At 48.1% G+C, this 26,554-nt stretch carries 26 protein-coding genes, 1 tRNA gene and 2 pseudogenes; 16 read left to right on the top strand and 13 right to left on the bottom strand.

Going from position 1 to position 26,554, the window contains the following annotated elements:
- Positions 1 to 11: 11 nt before the first annotated feature.
- Complete coding sequence (locus ACO6VG_RS10135) at positions 12 to 851, top strand: HlyC/CorC family transporter (RefSeq protein ID WP_422136804.1); 840 nt, start codon at positions 12 to 14, stop codon at positions 849 to 851.
- 106 nt (positions 852 to 957) lie between these two features.
- Entirely contained in the window at positions 958 to 2,502 is a 1,545-nt protein-coding gene (lnt, locus tag ACO6VG_RS10130; RefSeq protein ID WP_422473738.1) for an apolipoprotein N-acyltransferase, read from the top strand.
- A gap of 79 nt (positions 2,503 to 2,581) precedes the next feature.
- Here the strand turns inward: lnt and ACO6VG_RS10125 are convergent, their stop codons facing one another.
- Positions 2,582 to 3,421, bottom strand: a complete 840-nt coding sequence (locus tag ACO6VG_RS10125) for an isopenicillin N synthase family dioxygenase (RefSeq protein ID WP_422136802.1) — start codon at positions 3,419 to 3,421, stop codon at positions 2,582 to 2,584.
- 277 nt (positions 3,422 to 3,698) lie between these two features.
- Between ACO6VG_RS10125 and ACO6VG_RS10120 the strand changes: the two genes are divergently transcribed.
- Positions 3,699 to 5,102 (top strand): class II fumarate hydratase, encoded by a 1,404-nt coding sequence (locus tag ACO6VG_RS10120; protein WP_422137068.1) that lies wholly within the window; start codon positions 3,699 to 3,701, stop codon positions 5,100 to 5,102.
- Between the two features lie 46 nt (positions 5,103 to 5,148).
- Here the strand turns inward: ACO6VG_RS10120 and ACO6VG_RS10115 are convergent, their stop codons facing one another.
- Entirely contained in the window at positions 5,149 to 5,817 is a 669-nt protein-coding gene (locus tag ACO6VG_RS10115; RefSeq protein WP_422136801.1) for a YdcF family protein, read from the bottom strand.
- A gap of 414 nt (positions 5,818 to 6,231) precedes the next feature.
- Here ACO6VG_RS10115 and ACO6VG_RS10110 point away from each other — a divergent pair, with 414 nt between their 5' ends.
- On the top strand, positions 6,232 to 6,813 hold the full coding sequence (locus ACO6VG_RS10110) for a sugar O-acetyltransferase (RefSeq protein WP_422136800.1): 582 nt from the start codon (positions 6,232 to 6,234) through the stop codon (positions 6,811 to 6,813).
- Positions 6,814 to 6,884: 71 nt separating this feature from the next.
- Here the strand turns inward: ACO6VG_RS10110 and tatC are convergent, their stop codons facing one another.
- Positions 6,885 to 7,643, bottom strand: coding sequence for a twin-arginine translocase subunit TatC (gene tatC, locus ACO6VG_RS10105; protein WP_422139827.1), 759 nt, complete (start codon positions 7,641 to 7,643; stop codon positions 6,885 to 6,887).
- 387 nt (positions 7,644 to 8,030) lie between these two features.
- Between tatC and chrA the strand changes: the two genes are divergently transcribed.
- Together chrA and ACO6VG_RS10095 are read left to right on the top strand one after the other, a co-directional pair.
- The gene (gene chrA / locus ACO6VG_RS10100) at positions 8,031 to 9,206 is read left to right on the top strand and encodes a chromate efflux transporter (protein WP_422473736.1); all 1,176 of its coding nucleotides are present in this window, start codon (positions 8,031 to 8,033) and stop codon (positions 9,204 to 9,206) included.
- Between the two features lie 76 nt (positions 9,207 to 9,282).
- Positions 9,283 to 9,747, top strand: coding sequence for a hypothetical protein (locus ACO6VG_RS10095; protein ID WP_422473734.1), 465 nt, complete (start codon positions 9,283 to 9,285; stop codon positions 9,745 to 9,747).
- Between the two features lie 15 nt (positions 9,748 to 9,762).
- On the opposite strand, the gene ACO6VG_RS10090 is transcribed toward ACO6VG_RS10095, so the two are convergent.
- Entirely contained in the window at positions 9,763 to 10,380 is a 618-nt protein-coding gene (locus ACO6VG_RS10090; RefSeq protein WP_422411412.1) for a hypothetical protein, read from the bottom strand.
- Positions 10,381 to 10,536: 156 nt separating this feature from the next.
- Between ACO6VG_RS10090 and ACO6VG_RS10085 the strand changes: the two genes are divergently transcribed.
- Positions 10,537 to 11,532, top strand: a complete 996-nt coding sequence (locus ACO6VG_RS10085; protein WP_422136795.1) for a CobW family GTP-binding protein — start codon at positions 10,537 to 10,539, stop codon at positions 11,530 to 11,532.
- 88 nt (positions 11,533 to 11,620) lie between these two features.
- On the opposite strand, the pseudogene ACO6VG_RS10080 reads toward ACO6VG_RS10085, so the two are convergent.
- The 3 genes and pseudogenes from ACO6VG_RS10080 to ACO6VG_RS10070 form a co-directional block, all read right to left on the bottom strand.
- Positions 11,621 to 11,689, bottom strand: a pseudogene (locus tag ACO6VG_RS10080) (SEC-C metal-binding domain-containing protein); the annotation flags it as partial.
- 225 nt (positions 11,690 to 11,914) lie between these two features.
- Positions 11,915 to 12,262: pseudogene (locus tag ACO6VG_RS10075) on the bottom strand (UPF0149 family protein); the annotation flags it as partial.
- Between the two features lie 816 nt (positions 12,263 to 13,078).
- On the bottom strand, positions 13,079 to 13,762 hold the full coding sequence (locus tag ACO6VG_RS10070) for a zinc metallopeptidase (RefSeq protein ID WP_422411415.1): 684 nt from the start codon (positions 13,760 to 13,762) through the stop codon (positions 13,079 to 13,081).
- Positions 13,763 to 14,247: 485 nt separating this feature from the next.
- Between ACO6VG_RS10070 and ACO6VG_RS10065 the strand changes: the two genes are divergently transcribed.
- On the top strand, positions 14,248 to 15,036 hold the full coding sequence (locus ACO6VG_RS10065; protein ID WP_422473732.1) for a threonine/serine ThrE exporter family protein: 789 nt from the start codon (positions 14,248 to 14,250) through the stop codon (positions 15,034 to 15,036).
- Positions 15,036 to 15,530 carry a threonine/serine exporter family protein gene (locus ACO6VG_RS10060; RefSeq protein WP_422411417.1) on the top strand — a complete coding sequence of 165 codons (495 nt, stop codon included), beginning with the start codon at positions 15,036 to 15,038 and terminating at the stop codon, positions 15,528 to 15,530. The genes ACO6VG_RS10065 and ACO6VG_RS10060 overlap by 1 nt, the downstream gene beginning before the upstream one ends.
- An 18-nt stretch (positions 15,531 to 15,548) precedes the next feature.
- Here the strand turns inward: ACO6VG_RS10060 and ACO6VG_RS10055 are convergent, their stop codons facing one another.
- On the bottom strand, positions 15,549 to 15,812 hold the full coding sequence (locus ACO6VG_RS10055) for a hypothetical protein (protein ID WP_422136791.1): 264 nt from the start codon (positions 15,810 to 15,812) through the stop codon (positions 15,549 to 15,551).
- 65 nt (positions 15,813 to 15,877) lie between these two features.
- On the opposite strand from ACO6VG_RS10055, the gene ACO6VG_RS10050 reads away from it, so the two are divergent.
- The gene (locus ACO6VG_RS10050; protein WP_422473730.1) at positions 15,878 to 17,494 is read left to right on the top strand and encodes a VRR-NUC domain-containing protein; all 1,617 of its coding nucleotides are present in this window, start codon (positions 15,878 to 15,880) and stop codon (positions 17,492 to 17,494) included.
- A gap of 769 nt (positions 17,495 to 18,263) precedes the next feature.
- Here the strand turns inward: ACO6VG_RS10050 and ACO6VG_RS10045 are convergent.
- Both ACO6VG_RS10045 and ACO6VG_RS10040 read right to left on the bottom strand, forming a co-directional pair.
- On the bottom strand, positions 18,264 to 18,488 hold the full coding sequence (locus ACO6VG_RS10045; RefSeq protein WP_422411421.1) for a hypothetical protein: 225 nt from the start codon (positions 18,486 to 18,488) through the stop codon (positions 18,264 to 18,266).
- A gap of 539 nt (positions 18,489 to 19,027) precedes the next feature.
- Positions 19,028 to 19,102: transfer RNA gene (locus ACO6VG_RS10040), tRNA-Arg, on the bottom strand.
- Between the two features lie 535 nt (positions 19,103 to 19,637).
- On the opposite strand from ACO6VG_RS10040, the gene ACO6VG_RS10035 reads away from it, so the two are divergent.
- Together ACO6VG_RS10035 and ACO6VG_RS10030 are read left to right on the top strand one after the other, a co-directional pair.
- A complete protein-coding gene (locus tag ACO6VG_RS10035) occupies positions 19,638 to 20,315 on the top strand; it encodes an RING finger domain-containing protein (RefSeq protein ID WP_422473728.1) in 678 nt (225 codons plus the stop codon).
- 370 nt (positions 20,316 to 20,685) lie between these two features.
- Complete coding sequence (locus ACO6VG_RS10030) at positions 20,686 to 21,135, top strand: c-type cytochrome (RefSeq protein ID WP_422139819.1); 450 nt, start codon at positions 20,686 to 20,688, stop codon at positions 21,133 to 21,135.
- A 31-nt stretch (positions 21,136 to 21,166) separates the two neighbouring features.
- On the opposite strand, the gene ACO6VG_RS10025 is transcribed toward ACO6VG_RS10030, so the two are convergent.
- From ACO6VG_RS10025 to ACO6VG_RS10015, 3 genes are all read right to left on the bottom strand, one after another.
- Complete coding sequence (locus tag ACO6VG_RS10025) at positions 21,167 to 22,105, bottom strand: universal stress protein (protein ID WP_422136786.1); 939 nt, start codon at positions 22,103 to 22,105, stop codon at positions 21,167 to 21,169.
- 127 nt (positions 22,106 to 22,232) lie between these two features.
- Positions 22,233 to 22,847: a LysE family translocator gene (locus ACO6VG_RS10020; RefSeq protein ID WP_422136785.1), complete on the bottom strand. Its 615-nt coding sequence runs from the start codon at positions 22,845 to 22,847 to the stop codon at positions 22,233 to 22,235.
- Entirely contained in the window at positions 22,847 to 23,071 is a 225-nt protein-coding gene (locus ACO6VG_RS10015; RefSeq protein ID WP_422136784.1) for a PhzF family phenazine biosynthesis protein, read from the bottom strand. The genes ACO6VG_RS10020 and ACO6VG_RS10015 overlap by 1 nt, the downstream gene beginning before the upstream one ends.
- Before the next feature lie 201 nt (positions 23,072 to 23,272).
- Between ACO6VG_RS10015 and ACO6VG_RS10010 the strand changes: the two genes are divergently transcribed.
- The 4 genes from ACO6VG_RS10010 to ACO6VG_RS09995 all read left to right on the top strand — a co-directional run bounded on the left by ACO6VG_RS10010 (position 23,273) and on the right by ACO6VG_RS09995 (position 26,453).
- Entirely contained in the window at positions 23,273 to 24,670 is a 1,398-nt protein-coding gene (locus ACO6VG_RS10010; RefSeq protein ID WP_422136783.1) for a PLP-dependent aminotransferase family protein, read from the top strand.
- 12 nt (positions 24,671 to 24,682) lie between these two features.
- Positions 24,683 to 25,207, top strand: coding sequence for a DUF2878 domain-containing protein (locus ACO6VG_RS10005; RefSeq protein WP_422136782.1), 525 nt, complete (start codon positions 24,683 to 24,685; stop codon positions 25,205 to 25,207).
- A 217-nt stretch (positions 25,208 to 25,424) separates the two neighbouring features.
- Positions 25,425 to 25,910, top strand: a complete 486-nt coding sequence (locus tag ACO6VG_RS10000; RefSeq protein ID WP_422136781.1) for a hypothetical protein — start codon at positions 25,425 to 25,427, stop codon at positions 25,908 to 25,910.
- 216 nt (positions 25,911 to 26,126) lie between these two features.
- A complete protein-coding gene (locus tag ACO6VG_RS09995; protein ID WP_422139818.1) occupies positions 26,127 to 26,453 on the top strand; it encodes a hypothetical protein in 327 nt (108 codons plus the stop codon).
- The last annotated feature ends 101 nt before the right edge of the window (positions 26,454 to 26,554 follow it).

The raw sequence follows: 26,554 nt of genomic DNA, 5'->3' as shown, positions 1-26,554 counted from the left end.
AATACAAGGTAATGAACGACGACACTGCGCCGGGCGACTCGCCCGCCCCGACATGGAAAGACAAACTGACGGCTCTGTTCGCTCAGGACCCTCAGAACCGGAGTGAGCTACTGACTCTACTCAATGATGCCGGACTCAGGGGCATTATTGACGATGAAGCTCTCAGTATTATTGAGGGCGCTGTTCAGGTGGCTGACATGCAGGTCAGGGAAATCATGATCCCACGCTCCCAGATGGTCTGTGTTGATGAAGACCAGGAGCCTCGGGACTTCCTGTCCAGGGTGATCGAATCAGCCCACTCCCGCTTTCCCGTCATCGGCGATACCAAAGACGAGATTATCGGCATTCTTCTGGCCAAGGATCTTCTGCCGCTGATTCTCCAGAATGGTAAATTCAATATCAAGGACCACCTTCGTCCTGCCACTTTCATTCCTGAAAGCAAACGTCTGAATGTGCTCCTGAAAGAGTTCCGAACCAACCGTAATCACATGGCCATAGTCATTGATGAATTTGGTGGTGTAGCCGGTCTGGTCACGATCGAAGACGTTCTCGAACAAATTGTCGGGGATATAGAAGACGAGCACGATGTTGAAGAGGACAGCTTCATCAAACCGGTTGAGGAACAGGCCCGTACTTTTATCGTCAAAGCCCTGACCCCTATAGAAGACTTCAACGAGCACTTTGAATCCAGCTTCAGCGACGAAGAGTTCGATACCATTGGGGGGATTGTCCTGCAGGAGTTCGGACATATGCCCAAACGGAATGAGTTCGTGGAAATTAACGGTTTCCGATTTGATGTTCTGAATTCTGACGGTCGCCGAATTCGACTGTTGCGAGTTAGCCCCGTCTAGCAAAATCAGGCAAACTGGTGGGGAGGACTCACGGTGTGACTGGTTTCAGTCCGACGGTTCTCCAGCCAGTCACCGCTGAGGAAACTGACTTTTCCGAATTCCATTTATGAACAAAAAAACGCTCTACTTTGGTCACCTTGCCACACTGTTGGCTGGAAGTTTGTTTCCACTGGGTTTCAGTCCCTTTAACATCTGGCCTGTCCTGATCGTTGCTACAGCAGCAGGCTTTGCTTATACCCGCACAGAAACAGTAAAGACGACCACTGTCCGAGGCTTTCTGTTTGGGCTGGGCCTTTTCGGTACAGGGACTTCATGGATTTATGTCAGCATCCATAACTTTGGTGCTGCCTCAGTCCCTCTGGCAGCTCTGTTAACCGCTCTGTTCGTTATTATGATGGCTGCCCTGATGGTCATGCCGCTTTTCTATCTTTATGCAAAACTCAGGCATCGATTCAATATTCAGGCTCCCTGGCAACAAGCTCTGATTTTCGCCGGATTATGGACACTGTTTGAATGGGTTCGTAGCTGGCTACTCACTGGCTTCCCCTGGCTTCTTGAGGGTTACTCACTGCTCGACACCCCTGTTCAATCCTGGGCACCTGTCGTAGGTGTTTTTGGATTGACTCTGCTCATGGCTTCGACTGCAGCCCTGATTACTGCGACACTGGTCACTGATCGAGCCCATCGGAACCCATCTTTGATCGCCCTGTCAATCACCCTGGTGTTCTGGGTTGCATCGGTTCCACTGGGTAAATTACAGTGGACTCACCCCGTGGGGGAGATAAGCTTCAGCGCTGTTCAGGGGAATATCCCCCAGCTCCTGAAATGGGACCCCGGCTATGTTGAGAAAACACTGAATACTTTCTATGGACTTTCTGAAGACGAGTGGGATCAGGAGCTGATCATCTGGCCTGAAAATGCCATGCCTCTTTACTACAGTCAGGCCAGATCGGTGCTCAGTCAGCTCAATCGTAAAGCAGCTGAACACAACAGCGCCCTGATTCTCGGCTTACCTATTGATGAGCGATCTGAGGACACAAAATCTTTGTTCGACGAAAAGTATTACAACGGCATAATCGCCATGGGTCTGGGAGAAGGTCGCTATTACAAGCAGAAGCTGGTTCCCTTTGGGGAGTATGTTCCTCTTGATTCACTCCTGCGCGGGCTGATCAGCTTTTTTGACCTGCCTATGTCGGCATTCAGCCCGGGGCCTGGTGGTCAGGAAAAACTGCGAGTCCCCAACACTGTGATAACCACTTATATTTGTTATGAGGTGGTTTACCCCGACTTTGCTGCCCGGCAGGCAAAAGACAGTGGGTTGTTAATAACCATCAGTAATGACACCTGGTTTGGCAAGTCTATCGGCCCCGAGCAACATTTCCAGATGGCCCGTATGCGCTCACTGGAGACCGGTCGATACATGATTCGCGCGACCAACGACGGTATCACTGCCCTGATAAACGATAAAGGTCAGATGGTTGAAAGCATCGAACGTTTCAAACCCGGAGTACTTAGAGGCACCGCTGAAGTCATGACAGGCAATACTCCTTTCATGTTACTGGGGTCCTGGCCTGTTTTATTCTTGAGTTTGATAATGATTATTGTGGCAGTTCTCAGCGCAAGAAGATCTGTCTCTGATTCACAGAAGTAAGGATCGGCTGTCTGTTATCTGAATTAAAAAGGGTGGCTTTGAGTCACCCTTTTTAATTCGGCCATCCTTTGATAAAAAATCAAACCACGCCCAGTTCTTTCAGTCGTTCCACCAGGTAACTACGCTGAGTATGACGCTCAGACAAGACCACCTCACTGCGTGGATGCAAGAACAGAGGCAGGGACATTCTGGATTTCTCACCCTTACCACCAGTCGGGTTGATCACCCTGTGACTGGTGGAAGGGAAATAACCGCCGGAAGCTTCCTGCAACATATCCCCGGTGTTGATGATCAGGTAGCCGAACTTTGAAGGAACATCGACCCAGCTGCCATCTTTCAATCTGACCTGCAGGCCGGGCTCACTGGCTGCTGGCAGAATGGTCAGCAGATTGATATCTTCATGGGCTGCTGCGCGAATGGCTCCCGGCTCTTCTTCGCCAGTGAACGGAGGGTAGTGAAGTACCCTGAGCAAGGTATTTGGCGTGTCTTCAATCATATGTGGAAGCGGCTCGGAAAAGCCTTCTGCTACCTCACAAGGCGCATTACTTTCAACCCATCCCAGCAACTCACCCGCCAGATCAGAAGCTTTTTCATAATAATCTGTAATTTCTGATTTCAGTTCAGCAGGAATCCGGCCCCAGGGGTAAATATGGTAATACTCTTTAATATCTTTCTTCTCATGCCCTTTGGCCACTTCAGAAACCTCTGGTGGAAAATAGCCGTCCTGCTTTTCAGGATCAAACAGAAAATCCTGTCTGGCGGGAGAATTAAAGAAGTTCAACCAGTTATCGTAAATTGACTGAACCAGATTCTGACTCAAAGGGTGGTTGGTTAAAACCGCAAAGCCGGTTTCGCGGAGTGATTCAACAAATTTTTGAGCTGCATCTGTGGCCTTATAATCGACTACCTTAACGTCCATTATCCTGATATCCGGTCAGTAAAAGTGGCGAGATTTTATCGTTCAGTTCAAGAAAAGAACAAGCTTTATGCGGTATTAAAAGCATTAAACCGGCTTCATACAAAAAATTGATTTTTTATTCTCAATAGCCGCCAATAGGCTATAAGGGTCTATGATATTGGCGTTCACATTCGAATTCCGGACTGGATAGGGTTTCGATTCAATGACAAACACCAACCTCAAGCAAAAACCCTGGCGACATTTGACTCTGGCACTACTAATGGGACAGTCGACAGCCATGTACAGCTCTGCAGAACGCCCAACCGGGGTGCGAATTGAACGCGATAGCCTGGGAGAAGTGACTGTTCCCAGGGACGCCCTCTATGGTGCCCAGACCCAGCGGGCAGTTGAGAACTTTCCTGTCAGTGGGCAGCCATTGCCTCATCCTTTCATAGAAGCCATTATCCGCATCAAAAAAGCCGCAGCCCGAACCAATCAGTCACTTGAGTTACTGGCTGAAGAGAATGCCCTGGCCATTATCGAAGCTGCAGATACTCTTATTGAAGGAAAATATGCGGATCAGTTTCCTATCGATGTCTACCAGACCGGGTCCGGAACAAGCAGTAATATGAATGTGAACGAAGTGATCAGTAATCTGGTCAATCGTACTTCAGGATTAAAAATCTCGCCCAATGATCACGTCAATATGGGACAAAGCAGCAACGACGTCATTCCTTCTGCTATTCACGTATCGTCTGCCTTGTTGATTCATAATCACCTGCTGCCCGCTTTGAATCATCTTCTGGAAGTGATGAAAAAGCGTCGGTTAGAGCTTGAGAATACCGTAAAAACAGGCAGAACCCATATGATGGATGCCATGCCCGTAACCTTTGGTCAGGAAATCAGTGGCTGGATAGCACTGATCAATAATGACCAACAACGAATCAGGCAGACCCTTGAGCGTCTCTATCAACTCACTCTGGGTGGCACTGCTGTTGGCACCGGAACCAACACTCATCACGACTTTGCAACAAAAGTCAGCAAACAACTGAGTCAGGATACCGGTTTGCTTTTCAAGCCTGCTAATAACTTCTTTGCAGCCCAGAGCCTGCCGGCCACAGCGCTTGAACTGTCCTCAGACCTTCGCAGTGTGGCGGTGTCACTGATGAAGATCGCCAATGACCTGCGCCTGATGAACAGTGGACCTTTGGCAGGGCTTGGTGAAATTGAACTGCCTACCCTGCAGCCTGGCTCCAGTATCATGCCGGGTAAGGTGAATCCGGTTATCTCCGAATCGGTTACCATGGCAGCCGCCCAGATCATGGGGCTGGACTCAGCCATCGCGATTGCCGCCCAGTCTGGCAATTTTCAGCTCAATGTCATGCTGCCACTGATCGCCAACAACCTGATCAATAGCATTACTCTGGCCACCAATAGCAGCCTGATTCTCGCCGACAAGGCTATAGCCGACTTTACTGTCAGGGAAGCTCATATCAAGGAGACGCTGAGGCGCAATCCGGTACTGGTGACAGCCCTGAACCCATTGATTGGCTATATGAAGGCGGCTGAAATTGCCAAGCAGGCTTATCGTGAGAAACGTCCGGTCATCGAAGTTGCTAAAGAAAAAACCGGTATGTCGGAAGAGGCATTGAAGAAGATTCTGGACCCTGGACGGGCCACCAAAGGCGGCATTGTCAAATAGCCCGGCTTGCTAAAGAGGGCGTCACAAAAACCCGTTTTCGACACCCTTAACGAATGGTCAGCCGATACCAGATTAAGCCCAGATATTCATTCAGGGCCAGTTCACTGAGCCTGAGATTGCGAACCCTCGGGATCCAGTTGGCCCCTTTCTGCCAGGTGATCTCTTTCGAGTTGAATGCTGTGGGTGCCGGAATCACTTTGAAGCCAGCCCTTTCAAAACTCAACACTGCCCGGGGCATATGCCAGGCGTGAGTAATCAGGACAACCGTTATCTGCTCTTTACCTGCCAGCTTATTACCCAGCAGCTTTTTACTGTTCCGGGCGTTTTGCCGGGTTGTCGTGCTCTGAGTTTCTTTCCATGAGACATCAACGTTATAGTCATTCTTCAGAACTCTGGCCATCATTTCCGACTCAGGTCGCTTCCCACCGCCAGTGGCCAGAATGGGGACTTCACACTCCCGGTACAACAAAGCGGTATAACGAATACGCTCAAGTGACAGAGGGGTCGGCTGATAACCCTCCAGTTCAGCAGAGCTTCTCGGCCTTCCCCCTCCCAGCAGCACCATGGCATCGGCTTTTTTACAAAGACTCCTATCAACAGGAGGATATATCTCCAGCCCCCTGGCGAGAAGATTGGCAATAGGGGCAACCGAAAGCAGATAGAGAAAAATCAGGGCCAACCACGCCAGCAAGCCCATTGTTGTTTTAAAGATCATGTTTTAAAGATCATTCCCAAAATCAGCATCCATAAAATATTAAAGGGGGGAAGCTGTCAGCCTCTCACCCCAATCAGCTACTGTAATTCACCAACAATATAACATCGTTACTGAGAAAAAAGCTTAACCGTTCAAGAGCCTGTCAGAATGATCTGATTCAGGCATTCAACCTGATAGCAATGAGTCAAAAAAAATGACAAGGCCCAGCTTGATGGGATCAATAAGAATTTACTTATTCAGCCGCCACTAATGCTGATATTTTAAGCTTTTTCGTAACATCCAGTATTCAGTATTCCGGCTCAGGACTATTTATCTGACAAGAGATCCTGATAATAGATCGGAAAGCACGTACTAAACCCCTGATCCAGACATGAGTTAATAAAGCCACTGACAAACTTTTATTGAAGTAGCCTTATGACCGAAAAAGAGAAAATGCTTGCAGGACTGGATTACCTTGCATTTGATTCTGAATTGACCCAGGATCGCCTCGAGGCCAAGAAGCTGTGTCACCGCTTTAATCAAGTTTCACCGGACGACAAAACACAACAGGCAGAGGTTCTCAATGAACTTCTGGGTACCCTTTCAGAAGCATGGATAGAGCCCTTTTTCTATTGTGATTATGGCTACAATATCCACTTGGGAGAGAACTTTTATGCCAACCATCACTGCACGATTCTCGACGGTGCTAAAGTCACCATTGGTAATGATGTGTTGTTTGGCCCCAGTGTCACCATAAGTACTGCGGGACACCCTCTGGATTCAGTAACCCGAAACACAGGGCTGGAGTTCTGCAAACCCATCACCATCGGTAATAACGTCTGGCTGGGCGCCAATGTGAGCGTCAATCCCGGAGTGACTATTGGCGATAATTCTGTGATTGGAGCGGGCAGTGTGGTGACTCGTGACATTCCTGCGAATAGCGTGGCAGTGGGAGCACCCTGCAGAGTCATTAAATCAGTCATGAACAAAGAAGCCATCTTATCACCCTTAAGCTGATGAGATAGCTTTATCTTGACATCCTCTAAAAGTACGGGGCTTTCCGCTCATTCAGGTAAAAGGCCTCTGATTCACGACTTCACTTCGGCTTCCTCTGGTTTTCGTGACGTCAGACGAGCAAACAGAATGCCCACCTCAAACAACAACCACATCGGGCCAGCCAGCAGAGTCTGGGAAATTACATCAGGAGGGGTCAGCAGCATGCCCAGAACAAAGCAGCCTACGACAATATAGGGACGCTTTCCAGACAGGGACTCAACGGTTGAGACTCCCGACCAGATCAGAAGCACAGTGACAACAGGAATCTCAAATGCCATACCGAAGGCAAAAAACAGTTTCAGAATAAAATTCAGGTAACTGTTTATGTCGGTCATCACCGTGACACTCTCAGGGCCGGTGCTGGTAAAGAACCCAAAGATCAGCGGAAAGACCACAAAGTAGGCAAAAGCCACTCCGACATAAAACAGTACGACACTGGCAATCAGCAGTGGTACAGCCAGCCTCTTCTCATGCCTGTATAGCCCCGGCGCAATAAACCCCCATATCTGATTGAGGATAAAAGGAATAGCGGCAAACAGTGACAGGACCATTGTCAGTTTGAAAGGTGCCAGAAAGGGCGAAGCAACATCCGTTGCGATCATGCTGCTATTTTCCGGCAGGAAAACTCGCAGAGGCTCTGAAAAGAATTCATAGAGCGTACTGGAAAAGTAGAAGAGCCCGGCAAAAATAATCAGCACAACAACGATGCTGCGCAGAATACGGGTTCTCAGCTCTAGCAGATGCTGAACCAAAGGTTGTTGCTTGTCACTGCTCTCGGTAGTAGACGACATTTATTTGTTATCCTGAAAATCACTCCGATGGCCAGATACTTAAGCATACTCAACTGAAAACCCTTCTCACAATCAGTAGATTCAATAGGACAGCCACTACTTGCGAAAAAAACAGCCGCCATTCTGCACAGAACCCTATCTGAAATGATTTCCAATAAGTACCTGGCCAGTTGGTTTCGCATATTCTGGCGAGTGGATTTTTTCATCCTTCAAGGCGCAACGACGGGCGCGTAGCCATAGCTACGCAACCAGAGTTGGAACGCAGAAGGGTGGAAAAAGCCGCCGTCCAGAATATGCGAAACCAACTGGTTAGGTACTTAAGTGAATTCATTCGATTAATGACATACCCATCCTTACAATAACGGGCAATATTTGTGAGGACAGTTTATGAGACACTCGATTCTCGACATCTTCTGGCGCTTTCTGGTGCTGGGTTGCTACTCCTTCGGGGGACCCACAGCCCACATTGGCTACTTTCATAAAGAGTTTGTAGGACGTCGCAAATGGCTCAGCGAAAGAGATTACGCTGACACCGTAGCCCTCTGCCAGATGCTGCCCGGACCGGCCAGCAGTCAGGTAGGAATGAGCATAGGTTTTGAACGTGCCGGCCTGCCGGGTGCTGTGGCCGCATTCCTGGGTTTCACCCTTCCTTCTGCCCTGATCATGATCCTGCTGGCACTGGGCTACAGTGAGATATCCGGCATCCCTGCCGCTATGGGAATGCTACAGGGCATCAAGCTGTTTGCCGTTGCTGTCGTGGCGGATGCCCTCATCAAAATGGGCAAATCATTATGTCCGGATCGTCCCAGGGTGACATTAGCGGTGTTGTCAGCAGGGGTCATGTTGCTGCTTCCCCATGTATTCACCCAGATTGGGGTGATTTTTGTGGCGGCAGCCTGTGGATTCGTCATCTACAAAGATCAGTCTGCTCATGACGACCATGCCCGGGTTAAAGGCAGCAAACGACAGGCCTTTGCTGCACTGGTTCTTTTTCTTGCCGGCCTTATCTTGCTGCCTTTCTTTGCAGATATGTCAGACTCTACCAGCCTGAGCTTGTTTGACAGTTTCTATCGCGCCGGTGCCTTGGTGTTTGGCGGCGGTCATGTTGTTCTGCCGATGCTTCAGGCTGAAGTTGTACATCCCGGCGGTGTTACCCCGGACGCCTTTCTGGTTGGCTACAGTGCCGCCCAGGCACTACCTGGCCCTATGTTTGCCTTGGCTCCTTTTCTGGGCGGTGTATACGGCGATAGCTACAGTATTTCCAATGCACTGGCCGCTCTGTTGGGTATTTTTGCTCCCTCTTTCCTTCTGCTGGCAGCGGCCTGGCCCTTCTGGAATCGTCTGAAAGCCATGCCAAAGCTGAGAGCCGCTATCAATGGCATTAATGCGGCGGTGGTAGGCTTGCTTCTGGCAGCCTTTTACAATCCGGTGATTACTCTGGCCATCAAGGATGCTCAGGATGTTGCCCTGGCATTGTTGGCTTATCTGCTTCTGGCTGTCTGGAAGCTGCCAATTGCCTGGATGGTTCCCCTTTTTGCAGGCATTGGTTTTCTGTTGATCTGAAACTGAGCAGACACTTCCGGGGAACTTTTCACTCCCCGGAGACTCTAAACTATATAAGCTTTTGGAGGGTACGATTATGCAATTCGTGGTGTTCTGGGATATCAACTGGCTGAAGGAACGACTGAGAAAGAAGCCTCTCTCTGGTCGGGAAACTTACCTCTATGCGATATGCTGGCTGGCATTTCTAACCCTGGCTTTTTTTCCTGGAAGCATCAATGACCGCTCTGCCCATTCCGTCTGGCTTGAGGCCATAGAGCTCTTGATTCCTGTCATTGCTATCTTTTACGCCTGGCTCTGCAACGGAGGTCTTCAGGGAGAACAGTTCTGGACCCGACTGATTTCAATAGGTTGGGTCGTCACCATGAGAGCGTTGGTGTTCAGCCTGCCGATCTTTTTAATATTGGCTTTTGCACCCATGGAACAGTCAGAGCTTATTTTTGAATCCGTCACCACATTGGTGAGTTTATTCATAATCTGGCGGCTGGGGAGTCATATCGAAGGACTAAGGGAAGTCAATATGACTAAAAAAACTTCCCTGTGAGCGGATGTTTTACTGTTACTTTTCATTCTCGAGAGTCTTGATTCTGGCTCTCACCTGCCTTATGTCCCGCCACAGTTGAAAGCTTTCTGCAGGGTTCTTATACCACTTCAATTTGTCTTTTTGCTTAATCATATTGTTCAATACATCTTGTTCGTTAACTAATCTGACCTGACGCCCCCCCCATTCGACAGCCTGTGATGCAGTCTGATAAAACTCTTCTGCTTCATGCTTGACGGCATCAACAACCTTAACTGCGGCTTTTTTTATCTGATTCAGAGGACCCTTCTGTCTTGCTTTCCTTGCTTCGGCCATTCGGCTTCTTTGTTCCTTACGAATTTTTTCATTTTGAAGCTGGGCACTGGTTTTGGCATTTTCCGCCTGGGTTCTGAATTTTTGAGCTTGCTCTAGTGTGCACTTTTGCGCAACCTTCGACCTGTACTGTCCAGCCTGTTTTTCCAGATGATCAGCTTGAGCCAAAAAGAATTCTTTTGACTCCTTCAGGATGGGTTTGCCATCGACAGCCTCAGCTGCTCGATGATCATATCGCCCGACCTGCTTGCCTTTGACCTTGTTCGAACTCTGTGAAGTTGAAGCTCCCACCAAGCCTTTGAGAAAATTTACTGGTCCAGCCATGGCTCATGATCCTCCTTGAAAGCTGAAAATACCTTACATCTAACTATCGACGATTTTCAGGTTTCTTCCATCACTGGACAGTGTTTAGAGAAATTCTTCTCCCATACCTTCGGCAAAAACGTTATATTATAACAACCTCAATCAGTTTCAGATGTCATGACCAAAGCAATCCCTACTAACCTGATTACCGGCTTCCTCGGATCCGGTAAAACTACTGCGATCCTTCATCTTCTTGCCAACAAGCCCAGAGAAGAAACCTGGGGTGTGCTGGTGAATGAGTTTGGAGAAATCGGCATCGATGGCGCCATAATGTCGGGCAAAGGCGCAGTTGTCCGGGAAGTGCCCGGTGGCTGCATGTGCTGCGTGGCCGGGCTGCCCATGCAGATAGGGTTGAATATGCTGATTGCCCGCAGCAAACCAGACCGTATTCTGATCGAACCCACAGGACTGGGGCATCCGGAGCAGATTCTGCAGACGCTGTCAGGTGAGCACTATTGCGATGTACTCGATCTGAAAGCCAGTATCTGTCTGGTGGACCCCCGGAATCTGAAAGACCAGCGGTATCTGGATAACGAAAATTTTCAGGATCAGATCGCTCTGGCAGACGTTATCGTGGCCAATAAGACCGACTGTTGTGAGGATTCCGACAAAGAGCGTTTTGACAACTTCTGCAGCTCTATGGAAAACAAAACATTCAAAACAGCCTGGGTAGCCCATGGCGCACTGGAGCAGCAATGGCTAGATCTTCCCAAAGGTCATCAGGTCGCTCTGCACCCGGATGCGCATCACTCACACAGCGCCATGCCCGAAACCGCTCCCCTGCAACTGCCCGATGGCGAGCTGTTTATCCGGCGAGAGAACAAGGGACAGGGCCATTTCAGCTGCGGCTGGCTGTACAGTTCAATGCTGGTGTTTTCCTTCGATGCACTGTTTCATCTGTTCAACAGCATACCCGCCAAACGTCTGAAAGCTGTGGTTAATACCCATCTCGGGCCAAGGGCATTTAATGCCCAGGATGGAGTAGTCAGCATCATGGAACTGGAAGAATGCGATAACAGTCGGATTGAGGTGATTCACAACGAACCTCTGGCATGGGATGAGATTGAAGAGTTATTGTGCCAGGCGGCAGGATTGGTGCCTGATTCAGAGTGAAGGCTTTACCAGTTACAAAAACGGGACCTCCATGAGATCCCGTTTCCAGAAAGTGTTGTGTTTCATCTGGATAATAAGCTTGCCAGAATCAAGCGCCGCAGCACTTCTTGTATTTTTTACCACTGCCACAGGGGCAAGGATCATTGCGACCAATTTTGGTAACAGAAACCGGATCTGGCGTTTCCGTAATGGCTTCCCAACGGGTGCGAACTCCCAAGTCAATGGAAGCCAGCTCCCTGGCTACAGAGGGCACTGCAGACAGCATCTTGCCAATGTCAGGCCCCCCCGGTTTTTTGGCTTTATCCATTAGCTGCTCAGGGTTGGACCAGACGCTGAGGAGAATGGTGCAGGCCGTCCAGGATTCTTCCAGCTCTTTCATGGCCTGGTGCTGGAATATTTCTTCCCAGAAGTTCACCAGCATGGCATTGGCTTCACCGAAACCTTTGGACCACTTTTGAAGATTGGGGAACAGCTCATCTTCCGGCGTTTCTGACAGACAGTCTTCAGGAATGATATCCAGCCCCATTGCAGCAGTCCGCTCAATCGTGTCGCAAAGATTAAACAATATACGGTGAGCGTCTTTTTCCTGCTGCGCATCCGTAAAAGCAGGTGTTTCACCAAAGATTTTTTTAAACCAGCGGTTGGGTGGCACCGGTTGAGGCGAGCCCCAGATACCAAACAGGAAACCTTCCAATTCCTGATAGGACATCTGGCCATACTCAGACAGCATGGTTGCCAATGTTGCCTTCTGGGCATCGTCAAAACGCCAGTCAGGAATGAAGGAACGGGTTTCTCTCAAACCCAGCTCAATCTCCACGTCCTCAATATCACCATGAACCTCACGATCAACTTTACCACGCTCAAAAGCATCGCGGATGACTTTAGCTGCTTCTTTGCCGTGCAGATCGATCAGGGCACCGACCAAGGCCGTATTCAGATAGTTCCCATCATCTTCCCTGTCTTCCAGAAGCTGCTGAAGGCCTGCTACTGTGCTTTCACGATCCGCGTCATGGTAAGTCGCATTCCAGCGCAGAGACTCTATAGCCAGATCCCGGGCATCTTCATTTTCCCCGGTGTTTCTGGCAATGCTCCAAAGGCGATCAGTGGCCACTTTACCAAGACGACCGACCACAGAAGGCAGATACTCTGAAATCACAAAATGTTCATCATCTTTGTAGAACAGCTCCAGCAGAGGTTCTACCGCTTCTTTTGCCTGCAGAATACCCAGAACTCTCCAGGCATGAACGGGTGACCAGACGGTATCGGCATCGTCATGGTCAAAGAAGGTCCAGTCCTGAGCCAACTTCAACAGCTCCGGGATGTGCGACTCATTAAATTCAAAACGGCTATAATCCGTCCAATCCTGCCAGTCGCAGTGGCCCAGACCAAGAAGTTCAGAAATAGGAGAGGTATAAGGACTCATGGAGATATCCGAAGGTGATCCGTACAGAAAGGCACGCAATCATAGTAGATCAGTTCAACTAATCCAACATCCTCGAGCTCCTTCAGAATAAATACTCCGGAGAGATTATGACGCTCATTCAAACTAACGTCTGAGAATAGCAATCCAGCGGCCAAGATTAAGCAGGCTGCCCAGCGCTGCAGCAACATAAGTCATGGCAGCCGCTTTTAATACCTCTCTGGCAGCAGGCATATCTTTTTCTGACAGGTAACCCTCCGCCAGAATGGGCAGGGCTTTTTTAAAGCTGGCATCCAGTTCAACGGGCAAATTGATCAGTTGCACCCAGATAGCCGCTAGCATACCGGAGACACCGATCAAAACCGTTAGCAACATGCTGTGTGGAACCCGGGTCAGGGCGAAAATCAGTGGCGTAATCATCAGTGCCATGGCACTGAAACGCTCTATGGTTATGGCGAGACGTATCCGCCTCTGACGAAGCATAAATCCGGCATGTTTTTCCTGATGCTGAAGCGCATGTCCGGTTTCATGGGCCGCGACAGCAACTGCTGAAACTGAACGTCCATCGTAGTTTTCCGGAGAAAGCGAAATCAGCCACTCTTCCGGGTTATAGAAGTCTTCTCCCTGGCTGCCTTTGACAACCTTTACGCCCTCAAGGCCAAAGCGTTCCACAAGATGTTCAGCCAGCTCGCCACCGGTTCCCTGGAGATCCGGACGATCACTGCTATGTAGTCTGATTGTTCGCTTTACCCAGATCTGGGGACCAAACACCAGAACAAGAATCAACAACCCCAGGATGACAAAGACCATTCCATGCTCTCCAATCCATTGATAATGTTTTAGCCCGGAAATTTCGTAAACTATCGAGCTTTTCGCTCAGCCATTCTCTTGATTTGCAGCGTTTTTATACGCTTTCAGGATTAAAAAATGGCCTGTTCACGTACCACGTCGGCGATCACTTTCAAGACGACCAGGGCCAGAATCAGCCTTGGGGCCCAATGCATATTTTTTACATCTTTAAAGAATTGCAGCATGTTTTTCAGCCCATATTACCGCTTACTGTTTGTGAAAAGGTCTTTCATAATGAAAAATAATTTCACTTTTTCACTTGTGGCTGAGAAGCTTTATATCATATCTCGGCTGCCAGCTCATATAAGTGTCCGTCGCTGGCGTGGTTCAATGGCGGTATATTTCTATCTCTGCTGTTTGCTAAAATCCTGACCTGAATCGGGAAGCCTGGCATTATTGGCCGATCTGGTTTCTGAATCCTTGCCTCACTCCAGAATCTGCTTTTCATGGCTATATCGAATTTTGCCCCTGAGTATAATCACCGAGCCGTGTCCAGCCTTCTGCTGGATATCGCTGTTCTGCTTACGTCATCCGGTGCACATACTGACAGGGTTGATCGTAATATACGACGAATATCTTATGCCCTGGGATATGACATTGAACTATTCTTCTCCTTTGCCGGGATTACTTTGACTCTATCTGATCGAGAGAGCCCCCACCTTCAACACACTGCTTTTAAAAGAGTTGGCCATTACGCTGTAAACCTCAGTGTGGTATCCGCCATCAGTCGAATGAGTTGGAAAGTCGCTTTTGAAAACTGGCCCATGACCGACATTGCCATAGAAATAGAGCGCATCCGAAGCATTCCTCATTACCCAAAAATGGTATTGCTGGTCATGATAACTCTGGCAGGTATGGCCTTTTGTCGACTGGCCGGCGGAGAAGTTCTGGCCATGCTGCTGGCAGGTGCGGCGACAGCCATTGGCTTTACAGCCCGAAATATATTGCTGGCCAAGGGTTATAACCTTGCCCTGACCGTTGTCGCTGCTGGCTTTATCGCCAGTACTATCAGTGGACTGGGTCTGGTGTTTCACTGGGGAGATTCTCCGGAAATAGCTGTAGCCACTTCCGTTCTTTTTTTGATTCCGGGCGTGCCGCTGATCAACAGTATTATTGATCTCATGCATGGCTATATTATTGTCGGACAGGCACGCGCCACGCAGGGCATTGTTATCGCATTTGCCATTGCCGCAGGTATCGTCATCAGCTCCGCACTGTTGGGAGTTCATCAATAATGAGCGGCTTGCTGTTAGAAAAGTGTCTTTGGGCTGCTCTGGTCGCCATGGGCTATGCTGCGCTGTTCACTTCGCCTATTCGGGCATTCTGGGCTTCAGCTTTTCTGGCTGCCCTGGGATACGGGCTGAGAGGTGTAGCCCTGCAGTTTGGTCTCGATTTACTGACATCCACACTGCTGGCATCATGCACCATGGGCTTGCTGTCGATTCAGTTAGCACATTGGGTGCACACGCCTACTACTGTTTTTATGGCACCCGCTGTTATTCCGATGGTGCCGGGCGTCTATGCCTATAGAAGCATTATGGGGCTTATGGAGATGAGCCAGGCCACCACCTTCTCAAGCGATCTTTTAATGCAAACCGTCAGCTATGGGTTGAATACACTATTTATTCTTTTATCCCTCGCCGTCGGCGTCACCATTCCATCTCTGCTCTTTAAGAATCGCAGTGTCAAAGACATCCGTTTCCTGAAATCCCGTCGCACAAGAGTCTAATTTCTCATAAGTAGCTGGTTAAGTTGTCATCCAGGGAGTGTCAGGCAGTTTATCGAGATTCTGCTCATATCTGTTCAGATTGAAAGTCGCATCATTTTGAATCACATCGATAATCTCGACCGAAAGGGCGCAGGCAATATAGTCCATGGCTTCCTGTCTATCCATACCCGTCATGGTCAGCCTGAGCAGTGTCTCTTTAACCCTTGTGGGGTTATTCCCGGTCAGCTGGTTTTCTACGATTTCCAGCAAATGCGCCTCAGTGACCAGATCATCATCAATCATGGCAGTTTTCCGATTATTAAATGGGGTAATCTTAGCGTTTTACCTTATCGATTGGCAGCCTGACGATGACTGAAATGGTTGAAATTCGGGAAGACTATTATCTAACCAACTTCCTGTCACTGCTGGATTTTGTTAATCATCATTATGAAGACCTGTTGGTGGATGATGAAAATAGTTTTCTCAGCTGTTTCCATGCTGCCTCTGAACCTGCCCGGCGTCTCTATGTACGTCTGATTTGCAGAAAGGGCCCCTTGTTCCGCTCAGACTTATTGAAGTATCCGGAAATATTGGCCATAACCCCGGCAGCCCGTGAGCTTGAGAAGCTGGGGCTACTGGCTGTTAATCCTGATATTAACGTCTCGGAACTGGTTCAACTTGGCACCAAGCCAGAGCTCTTGAAGTGGTTCAGCTCAGTCAGTGGCATTGCTTCGAAGTTGAAAAGACCTGAACTTGTTGAACGGATTGTGGCTGAAGTCTCTCAGTCACCCGATCTGCCTTTTGATATTTATAAGCCTCTTTTCGCCGAACAGGTTCAGAATCTACAATTCCTGTTTTTTGGTAATCTCCATCAGAATCTGACCGAATTTGTGCTGCAAGACCTGGGACTTTATAAGTTTGAAAATTACCCTCTGGAAAAAAGCAATCGACTATTCAAAACCCGGCAGGAATTAAACGACGCTTTACAACTATCTAAGTTAGGCATTCTCGCTTATGAAGCAGAGTTTGATAAAGACTCTCAAGCCCTTTGCCATTTACAAAATGAACTCCCCGCCCCACCTGCCAGCCCCATTCTAAAAAGACGCTTCAGCCGCCTGGTCAACCGGATCGCCAGAGAATTGGAGCGTAAAGAACGGTTCGATGAAGCTCTGAGCCTGTTTGCACAATCAAACCTGCCGCCAGCTCTGGAAAGAATGGCTCGTATCCACCATAAGCTTGGAGAGATAAAAGCCAGCGAAACGATTTGCACCCATATTCTGAAACAACCTGCCAGCGATATGGAGCTGGAGTTTGCCAAACGATTCATCAGAAAATTAAAGAGGGAGAAAGCCTTACGAAAACAATCCCGTTTTTCTGAAAAACGCCTTTCCCTACCTGATAGCAGCGAAAGGGTTGAATTTCAGGTGCAAAAACACTTTCAGAATAATGGCTGGAAAACATTCTATGTAGAAAATACTCTGATCTGTGGGCTGGCAGGTCTGCTGTTCTGGGACATTCTGTTTGCCGATATTCCAGATGCCTTTTTTCATCCTTTCCAGAGTGCGCCTGCTGACTTATCGACCCCCGACTTTTACCGTAAACGACAGAATTTGTTTGAAAAAAGATTCAGACAACTGAAAACGTCTGATGTGACCCGGGAGGCTCTGACTATTTATCAACAAAAGCGGGGCATTTCCAACCGTTTAATCTATTGGCCCGGGCTTTCAGAAGAGTTAATCACGCTTGCCTGCGACCTGATACCCTGGCCTCACCTGAAAGCCATGCTGGAAAAACTGGTTTTCGACTTTGCCCATAATCGTACTGGCTTTCCCGACTTGATTCTTTTTCAGCCAGAAACCCGGGAGTATCGATGGGTAGAAGTAAAAGGCCCTGGTGACCGACTTCAGGACAATCAGAAACGCTGGCTTTCATTTTTTTCCGAACACGATATACCGGCTGAAGTTATGTATTTGGATTGGCAGTAGTCAGAATGGTGTCATGACCATCGCCGAGATCAGCCTCTTTGGCTACAGCACACTAACACTTGACCGACTTTCCTTTTATCGTGGTCAGGCTTAAATGCTTTTTCAGAGTCCGGTTTCTGAAAAGATTTCCTCTTCCCCGTCCGACGCTGAGGTATTTCTTTGATAAGCTGGTGGAGGGTTTGCAGGTGCAGTTAGGGTGGATCGACTGTCTCTTTCTTCATAGGGTGGCGGTTGCATTGAAATAATGGGCGGATAAGAATGACTACCGGCATCTTCATCAGCCCGGAGTAAACCCTGAAGCACGGGAGTACTTCCAGGCTGGTCTGTTACTGGCAAATGTCTGCGACAAACATCATCTGCCTCAGTTATACGACGACACCGGATACTGCAGCCATCGTTCCGATATGCACTGACAGCTGGGTAAATCAGGCAACCAATACTGGAGCCAGTAATGCCACCGATAATAAGTCCTGTGGGGCTAGTTCCGCTTCCAATAGTGACAATACTCCCTATAAGGCAACCAACAGCACCTCCAAGGCCTGTAGAAATTCCAGTACAAATCCCGTGTCTTCGAGCACTTTGCAACGTCGGGTCCTGGCAAGTACATTCTACTATTGTTGCACTTCCTGCTACCTGCATAACATCCTACCCCCATTAATGGTCTGTGTTGTCATTATTTATTAGGCAAAAGTGTCTGAAAAAAGTTCCTCAGTTTTTGTCAGAAAACATCCAGAGCCTGTGAGAGTGAGTTAATACTTTAAATGCTTTTTCAAACCGTAGTTTCTGAAGAAGTTTCCTCTTGCCCATCCGACGCTGAATCATGTCTTTGGTAGGGTGGCGGAGGATCTGCAGGTGTGGTCAGGGTGGCTCGACTGTCTCTTTCTTCATAGGGTGGCGGTTGCGTTGAAACAATGGGCGGATAAGAATGGCTACCGGCGTCTTCATCAGCACGGAATGACCCCTGAAGCATGGGGTTACTTCCGGGTTGGTTCATTACTGGCAGGTGTCTGTGACAGGCGACGTTTGTCTCAGTTATACGACGGCAGCGGATAGTGCAGCCTTCAGTCCTGTATGCACCAAAAGCCGCAGAAGACAGGCAACCAACACAGCAACCAGTACAGCCTCCGATAAGACATCCTGAGATTGCGCGAGCCACCGCACCCCCAGCCAAGCCAGCAATCAGACCTCCAAAACATCCAGAAGTTACACCAAGAATGCCGTGTTTTCGAGCAGTTTCCGGCGTTGGGTCTGGGCAAATACATTCTAATATTGTTGCACTTCCTGATACCTGCATAACACCCTACCTCCATTAATGATTTATGTTGTTAATACTTTATTGGACTAAGGTGCATTAAAAAAGTTCCACAGTTTTTGTCAGAAAAATGAATTTTTCTCTCTGTCAACAATCACGGAGCAGCGGGGATCATTGCTTAGTGCCAGACAGGCACAGTCTCTGATATGTGATGCATGGGAATAGCGTGACGGAACCCGGAAAGGTTCATTATTCGGTGTCAACAAGGACAATCAATGAAATGGCGCTCTCGTAGGGAATCGAACCCCAATCTCAGCCTCCGGAGGGCCGCGTGTTATCCGTTACACCACGAGAGCATCGTCTGGCGTAGCCTCGACGGGGCTGAGGCAGGTTAGAATCCCTGTCCAGCTGAGCTACGACTGTTTGAAAGCCAATTGACTTCAGGGCTTTCAGCGGAGGCCAATATTACTGATCAGCTTCCTGCCTGTCTATGGCTTTTTGCCGCAAATACGGTTTTAGACACTGGTATCTCAAGCTGAACAGGTTTTGGCGGATTCGTCAACTGTCTGCTAATAACCTTTCCTGGCAGCCGGGGTCCTGCATGCATAAGCGTGTCTTGTCTGGTGGAAATACCTGTGACCAACCTTTTTTGCTTTTTCAAACGCCCTATCCGAGGTGACGTAAGATTCAGCATTTGCCATGAACTCAGGGAACTGATGGGAAAAGATGAAATCTGATCTGGACGAACATGACACTGCCTTCTATACATCAAGCACAAATCTCAAAGCAGCACTTAATAACAAATTCAGGGACTGCCAAGTAGATGCATTCCTGTGGATTTTTTTTGTGACGCTTGCTCTCTTTATTAAAATCAAAATGGTGTAGCTGTTTATGCGCTTGTTTATTTTTTTAGTTTTCAACTTAATTTTAACAATAGGGTACGCTGACGTATGTCCAATTTGTCTGCATGAAATTATCAGTGGTCAGCAAAGTACCAGCCTTTGTTGCGGACATGATTTTCATAAGGATTGTATAGAGACATTGCGATCAAATCATCGTGATCTGTTATGCCCGGTTTGCAGGCAGCGATCCCGAGTACACCATGGTGCAAGTTCGGGAGATCATAGTGTTTGTTTTGGGCAAGAACCTGCGGTTGAGGCACTTTCCAGACCAGAGCTTCAGGCAAATATGATTGTCGAGCTACAAAACAAACCGGCAAGTCCTAAGTTATTATCTGCAGCAGCTCTATTTGTACAATCACAACTCCATTGTCCACCAAGAGACGATAATGACAGAAGATTATACAAAACATTACTTGATTTGTTCTTTCAGCGTTTTTCAGAGTTAAGCGAAGCCGATCGGTGGAAATCAGTAGAAGCTTTTCGAATGATAATGGATATAACATGCAAGCCAGAGACACAGACTCAGACAGAGAATCAGACAGAGACAGAGACTCGGACAGAAACTCAGACTCAGACAATGACAGTGACAGTGACAGAGACAGAGACAGAGACAGTGACAGAGGCAGAGACAGTGACAGAGGCAGAGACAGAGTCAGAGACACAATGACAGCTGATTTTATTTAGCAAAATCGCCGTCAACCCTCGCCCAATCGAGGGTGTCGCAAATAAAGAAGCACCAATGTTTATATTTCGACAAATAGTTCAATACAATCAATCTGTTAAACAATTAGCTGATATGACAAACGTTTTGTTCTATAATCCGCGTTGCTTAAAAACAATTCGGTTGCTGGCGGTGCCCTGAGCACACAATAATAAGATCATCTCAATGGTTTATTCAGGTCCACCAGATCTAACCATAAGCAGCATAAGCGTTGAGATGCCTGACGTAGCCAAGTGCCACTGGCCAATTACAGTAAATTGTGCCACTGACTCATTACATGGTGCCGCGGGCCTTTGTCGATATAGGGGATAAGTGAGTGTCTCGGGTAACTCAAATACGTACGTTAATTGCCTTGGTCGGAGGCCTGTTTTCCGTCCTGGCGTTCGCCAAGCCTGTTGAGCTGGATGATATTTCCCGTAAAGAAGTAGCCGAGCGCATTGCTCCTCTTGGCTCTGTGTGTCTTGAAGGTGAAGACTGTGCTGCCAATGCCGGCGCCACTGCCAGCACCGCCAGTGGTCCTCGTTCCGGTGAGCAGATCTTCAACCAGTTCTGTACTGCCTGCCATACTTCCGGTCTGCTTGGCGCTCCCAAGAAAGGCGACAAGGCTGTCTGGGAAACCAAACTGGCTGCAGCGGGTGATTTCAGCAAGCTGCTGGGTAATGCCATCAAAGGTGTCGGCAGCATGCCTCCAAAAGGAACCTGTGGAGATTGCTCTGACGAAGAGATCAGCAACGCCATTGAATTCATGAGTGGTCTCAAGCCCTGATACGCTTCAGTGTTGTCAGCTTCACTGGCTCTCAGGCCAGTGGACTGACAAAGCCTTCCGGCTTAACAGCCAGAATTGAACAGTAGATATTGTTCAGAATATTCTCAGCCGTATTCCCCATCAGTACTCCACGGGCATGACGGCTCAGAGTTCCCATAACGATCAGATCCACATTAATTTCGTTGGCCAAATTCTCTATTTCTCTGGCAGCGTTGCCTTTCAACAGGTGTACTTTTACCCTGTCAGATTCAGGATCAATGCCCGCATCAACCAGTGTCTTATCCAGTCTCTGCTGATAGCGCTGATGAGTGCTCTCCTGAAGATCATAGATCTCCTCATCACCCAACATCCTCAATGCAGGCTGGTTCAACGGCAGGTTCCAGACTGTCACTATATGCAGCTCAGCGTCTTCCTGACTGCTGAGATAGTGACCATGAAGGAGCAGATTTCTATTCAGGGCCACCGCATCAGAGTCCGGGTCACCGACATCGACCGCTACCAGAATCTTGCCGGTGAAATCAGGCAGCTGATCCCTGCAGGCCATCATCAATACAGGGACCGGACATTTTCTTAGCAGCGCCAGGTCATTACCAGTTAACTGATTACGAACCAATGCCCCAGAGGGATCTGCAAGCTTGATAACCAGGTCTACACCAAATTCTTCAATTAAACCCGCAATGAGCTGTCTTGGCTTGCCAGCAACAATATGAACTTCGGCTTCAATGCCTTCTTCCCACGCCAGTTGCCTGAACTTCTCGGCATCCAGTTCCAACTGCTTTCTCATGGCAGCCTCCAGCTTGCTTTCCAGAGGTATGAACTGAAGCTTGCGCATAATTTCCAGGCTTTGATCAAAAAAGGCCATAATAAGCCTGGCGTGGTTATCAGCCACCAGCCTGAAGGCCTGTCTTAACTCGAGCTCGCTGGTATGACTTCTGGTAATGGCCACCATAACGGTCTTGAAAGCATGCATAGTCAACCCCATACAGTTCGCATCGGGCTTGTCGAATTACGTGCCGCCATCCTGCGACAAGCTCAGAACGAACGAAGTGTGTATATCAGTTCCTGGCTGCACTGGAAGCAAGGCTCCAGAAAACGCCTCAGATCATCTCACCAATAACCGGAATAATAGACAGCACCAGTAAAAGCGCCATAGTGATGTTAAATGCCCTTTGATAAGACGGCTGTTGCAACACCTTTTTCAGACGAACACCAAAAAATAACCAGACGCCTACGCAGGGAATCGCAGCGACCAGAAAGGCCAGGGCAATGACAATCACTTGCAGAAATACATCTCCGGACACTGTTGTATATGCAGCCACGGCACCTGTCGCCATAATCCATGCCTTCGGGTTTACCCACTGAAACAGGGCTGACTGTATAAAAGTCAGTGGTCTGGACTTGCCGCCATTTAAATCGGCAGGTGCAGACTTTGCGATGAGCCAGGCAAGGTATAGAAGATAAGCGACACCCAGAACCTTGATAATATCGTGAAGCACTGGAAAAAGATCAAACACCGCCCCCAGCCCCAAACCCACAAACAACACCATCAGAGGAAAGCCAAGACAGATGCCCAAAAAATGGGGGATGCTCTGTCGGGTGCCATAATTCATCCCCGAGGTCATGATCATGACATTATTGGGTCCCGGAGTAATCGTACTGGAAAAAGCAAAAGCCAGCAGGGGCCACAAAACGATGCTCAACTCGCCACTCATTATGAAACTCCCGATACTGTTATCTGGCCTTTGAGGAAGAGTACAGCGGCTCCACGCAGCAACACCCTGTCCTCAACCCATTCACACCCCAGCTCCCCCGTTCTTCGGGAAATCTGTTCAGCTTTGAGTGTTCTTTTGCCCAATAGTCCAGACCAATAAGGAGTTAGCATAGTATGAGCTGAACCGGTGACCGGATCTTCTTTATGAATGGGAAGCACTTTCATTATTTGTTCCTTTCTTCGGTTGTCCGATCAAAAACGATTTGGACTCTCTTGTTTTTTTGCCTTTACTTTCAACCGGCATAAATTGTCACCATACAATTTTATTTTTATTTTGCTTTTTTCATTTGATTGCAGTTTATAGGCTGCTTAAAATGGTTCAATCCTTTTATTGTCACCATGACAATCATGTAAATAGCTGAATCTATGATCGACTGGCAACCTGATCTGGATCGTTTTTCCGGTCCCAAATACAAAGCGCTGGCTGACGCTATAGAAGAAGCCATAAAGGAGGGCAAGCTAAACAATGGCGACCGGCTGCCCACACATCGCTCTCTATCTGAGCAACTGGGTGTCACCATCGGGACAATTACACGTGGCTACGCTGAAGCTGAACGACGGCGGCTTATCATCGCAAGAGTGGGAAGTGGTACATTTGTTCTTGGCAAGGTCTGGGAAAAAAGAGATTTCTCTATTCCAGAGCCCCGGGAATCCGACCTGATCGACCTTAGCCTCAGCTTGCCCGTCCCGGCCAACCGAGAGCAAACCCTGGCCAGGAGCCTAAGTTCAATAGCCGAAAAATGGCAACAATTGTCGCCTTTACTGGATTACCATCCGGAAACGGGCATCCCCCGGCACCGTGAGACCATAGTTCGCTGGATGGGCTATCACGGAATGAAAGCGGCGCCAGACAATATTCTGATAACATCCGGTGGCCAGAACGCTAACATGCTTACCCTCCAGGGTCTCATGAGGCCCGGAGATGTTATCGCGTCAGAATATCTGACCTACCGCGGATTTATTAATGCCGCCAGACACTGGCAGCTTCGCCATATGGGTTTGGCCATGGATCGGCACGGTCTGACGCCTGAGGCGCTGGAGCAATGTTGTGATCAATTCAAACTCCGTCTTCTCTACCTGACGCCAAACCTTCAGAACCCGACGGCCACTTTAATGCCACTGGCCAGGCGTCAGGAAATTCTGGACGTTGCTGCTGCGCACAACCTTGTGATTCTTGAAGACGATGTGCAGTTTATTCCACCTGAAAACCGCTTACCGTCTCTCTATAGCCTTGCGCCGGAACGAGTGGTGTACACTTCAAGTTTTTCCAAATTCCTGGCGGGAGGGCTGAGAGTCGGTTTTATTTGCAGCCCGAAAGACTTGAACCTCAAAATCAGAATTGCCATGCAAAACAATTATTGGAGCGCACCGCCACTGATGTCAGAAGTGGTAACGGAATGGATTGACTCCGGGGAAGCCCGGCAACTGACAGACTGGCAGCGGGAAGAAATCCTGCACCGGCAGGACATTCTGAAAGAAACTATCGGGCACCTTGATATTCAGTCACAGCCTTATAGTTTTTATGCCTGGCTGAGACTGCCAGAACCCTGGCGGGCAGAAACATTTGTCCAACAGCTGGAAAGTAAAAATGTTAAAGTGTTGCACTCTGAAGTTTTTGCGGTTGGCAGCTCGGCTGCGCCTCAGGCCGTGAGAATCTGTATCAGTAGTCCATCATCAAGAGATCAACTCAAAAGAGGACTGGAAACCATCAGCGAACTTCTGGCCTCTGACCCCAAACCTGTTTTCAGACCCATTGTCTTTTAAATGGTTTTTTAGATGAAACAACTGAATACTTTCTGGCTTAACAGTGGCCTGGCTTTGGCAGGCTGGCTGGTGTGCATGACAACCCGATCAACCTGGGCTGTTGCCGCAGCAGTCATCATTCTGATAGTACACTTCTCTACCTACGGCTCATGGAAAAAAGAGCGGGAGATTATGTTTATTACCCTGATTCTCGGTAGCGCCCTGGACAGTGTGATGAGCAATATAAGCGTTCTTCAATTTGCCGGTGAGAGTCGAATTCTTCCGCCATGGCTGGCTTGTATCTGGATAATGCTGGGACTGACCATCCGTCATAGTCTGAGCTGGTTAGGTAAAAGCAGACTGACAGGCAATCTGTTTCTTATTATTTTGAGTGCAGCACATTACTTCCTGTTGTTACAGTTTACCTATGTATCTTCCTGTCTGCCCACATGGCAGGCAGTGGCTATTCTTTCAATATCCGCAACAATAATTATTAATATTATTCTGACATTCTCTGATGTCTGGTGGGAAAAATATCGTCTCCAGAACCCGAAATAATCTCACCTGTTATTGAGTCTGAAAAATCACTGCTATCGAATTGCTGCCACAGAAACAGGCTCAAAAAGAGTCTGCTCTCAAATACGCTTACATAAAAGTATCACTTTAGTTACATAAACTATTGTAATATGCCGTCATTTCTGTGTAGCCTGACAACATTTCCGGGCGATGAGCTCTAGATGACATAGTGCGCGAAAATAAAAAAGGAAAGTATTTGATGACCGTCTCAGCCCCCCCTGTTAATGCCAGCAACTTTCTGACTCAAAAGGCAGCTGATATGAAGTCCTGGTTCGAGTCCGGGACCCAACCCATAGAAGGCCTGAATGTTCGTAAAATGCCGGCCCGTGCAGAGCCTCTTGAATACATAGCGAGCGCGGGAAAAACCAAAAACAAGGCTCGCTTCAAACTGATTGTCAGTAAGAACTTTAAGCTTTGGTCGATGGATCTTGAAATGAGTTTTTTCTGCCAGCCCTGGCTAAGCAATGACGGCATAGCCAACCCACCTGGTTTACTTTTCTCAGTCATTGATGACGAAGGTACGATTCACCCCATTGAATACCTGCCGACAGTGTTCGATTATGAAGAAGAGGATATGAATGCACCACAATGGTTCAGCTTCTGGATTCAAAAAATTCTGAAAAGACCTTCAATCAAAATTGTCTTTGCCTATAAACAACTGATTTTCTCTGAGCTTGATGACTAAAGCGCCCTTTCATTTACCATGATACGCCCAGAAACAATAATAAGAACCGGAGCCTGCTTTGAATAATTCATAACAAAAGGCTCCTTTCTTTTTATTTCCGGACGGGTGAAAAATATCTGCTATTACTTAATAAAAACAGGCAGAGCCTTCTTACTCCGAAAATACTGGATTAGTAACATACGTTTTTCTGCCATCTAACTTTTTGGAAGGAAAATAATGAATCGTTTACTCCTGCTTTTCTTCACTGCTTCACTATCACTCTTCTCATATTCAGAATTCAGTCACTACACTCATCGCTGGGTTGCCGTATTTGACTCAGGTATTGTTAAAAGCTGCGATGCAGAACTACTGATCGAAAAGCTGGACAAACTCTCTTCAGAGGTGACGATATCACTGGTACGCCCCTTCGGATCCTGCGGTATTGTTTTTCTTTCCGATTCATCGCTGGATATTGAAAGCCTGACTCAGCAGGACCCATCCATTCGATATATTGAACCAGATGGCCTTAACCAAATTCTGCCGGAAATGACACCCATTAATTAGCAACAAAACATAAGAGAACGATAATTAAAACAATTCCCTTCTAAAGAGTGATGACAGCACTAACAACCTTGTAGCCTGTTATCTGGCATTGATTCCCTGGA

Origin of the sequence: Endozoicomonas sp. ALB032 (genome assembly GCF_049310125.1) — a bacterium.
Classification (GTDB): Bacteria; Pseudomonadota; Gammaproteobacteria; order Pseudomonadales; family Endozoicomonadaceae; genus Endozoicomonas_A.
The sequence above is the reverse complement of the archived record's forward strand: the minus strand, read 5'-3'. Positions and strand labels throughout refer to the sequence as shown.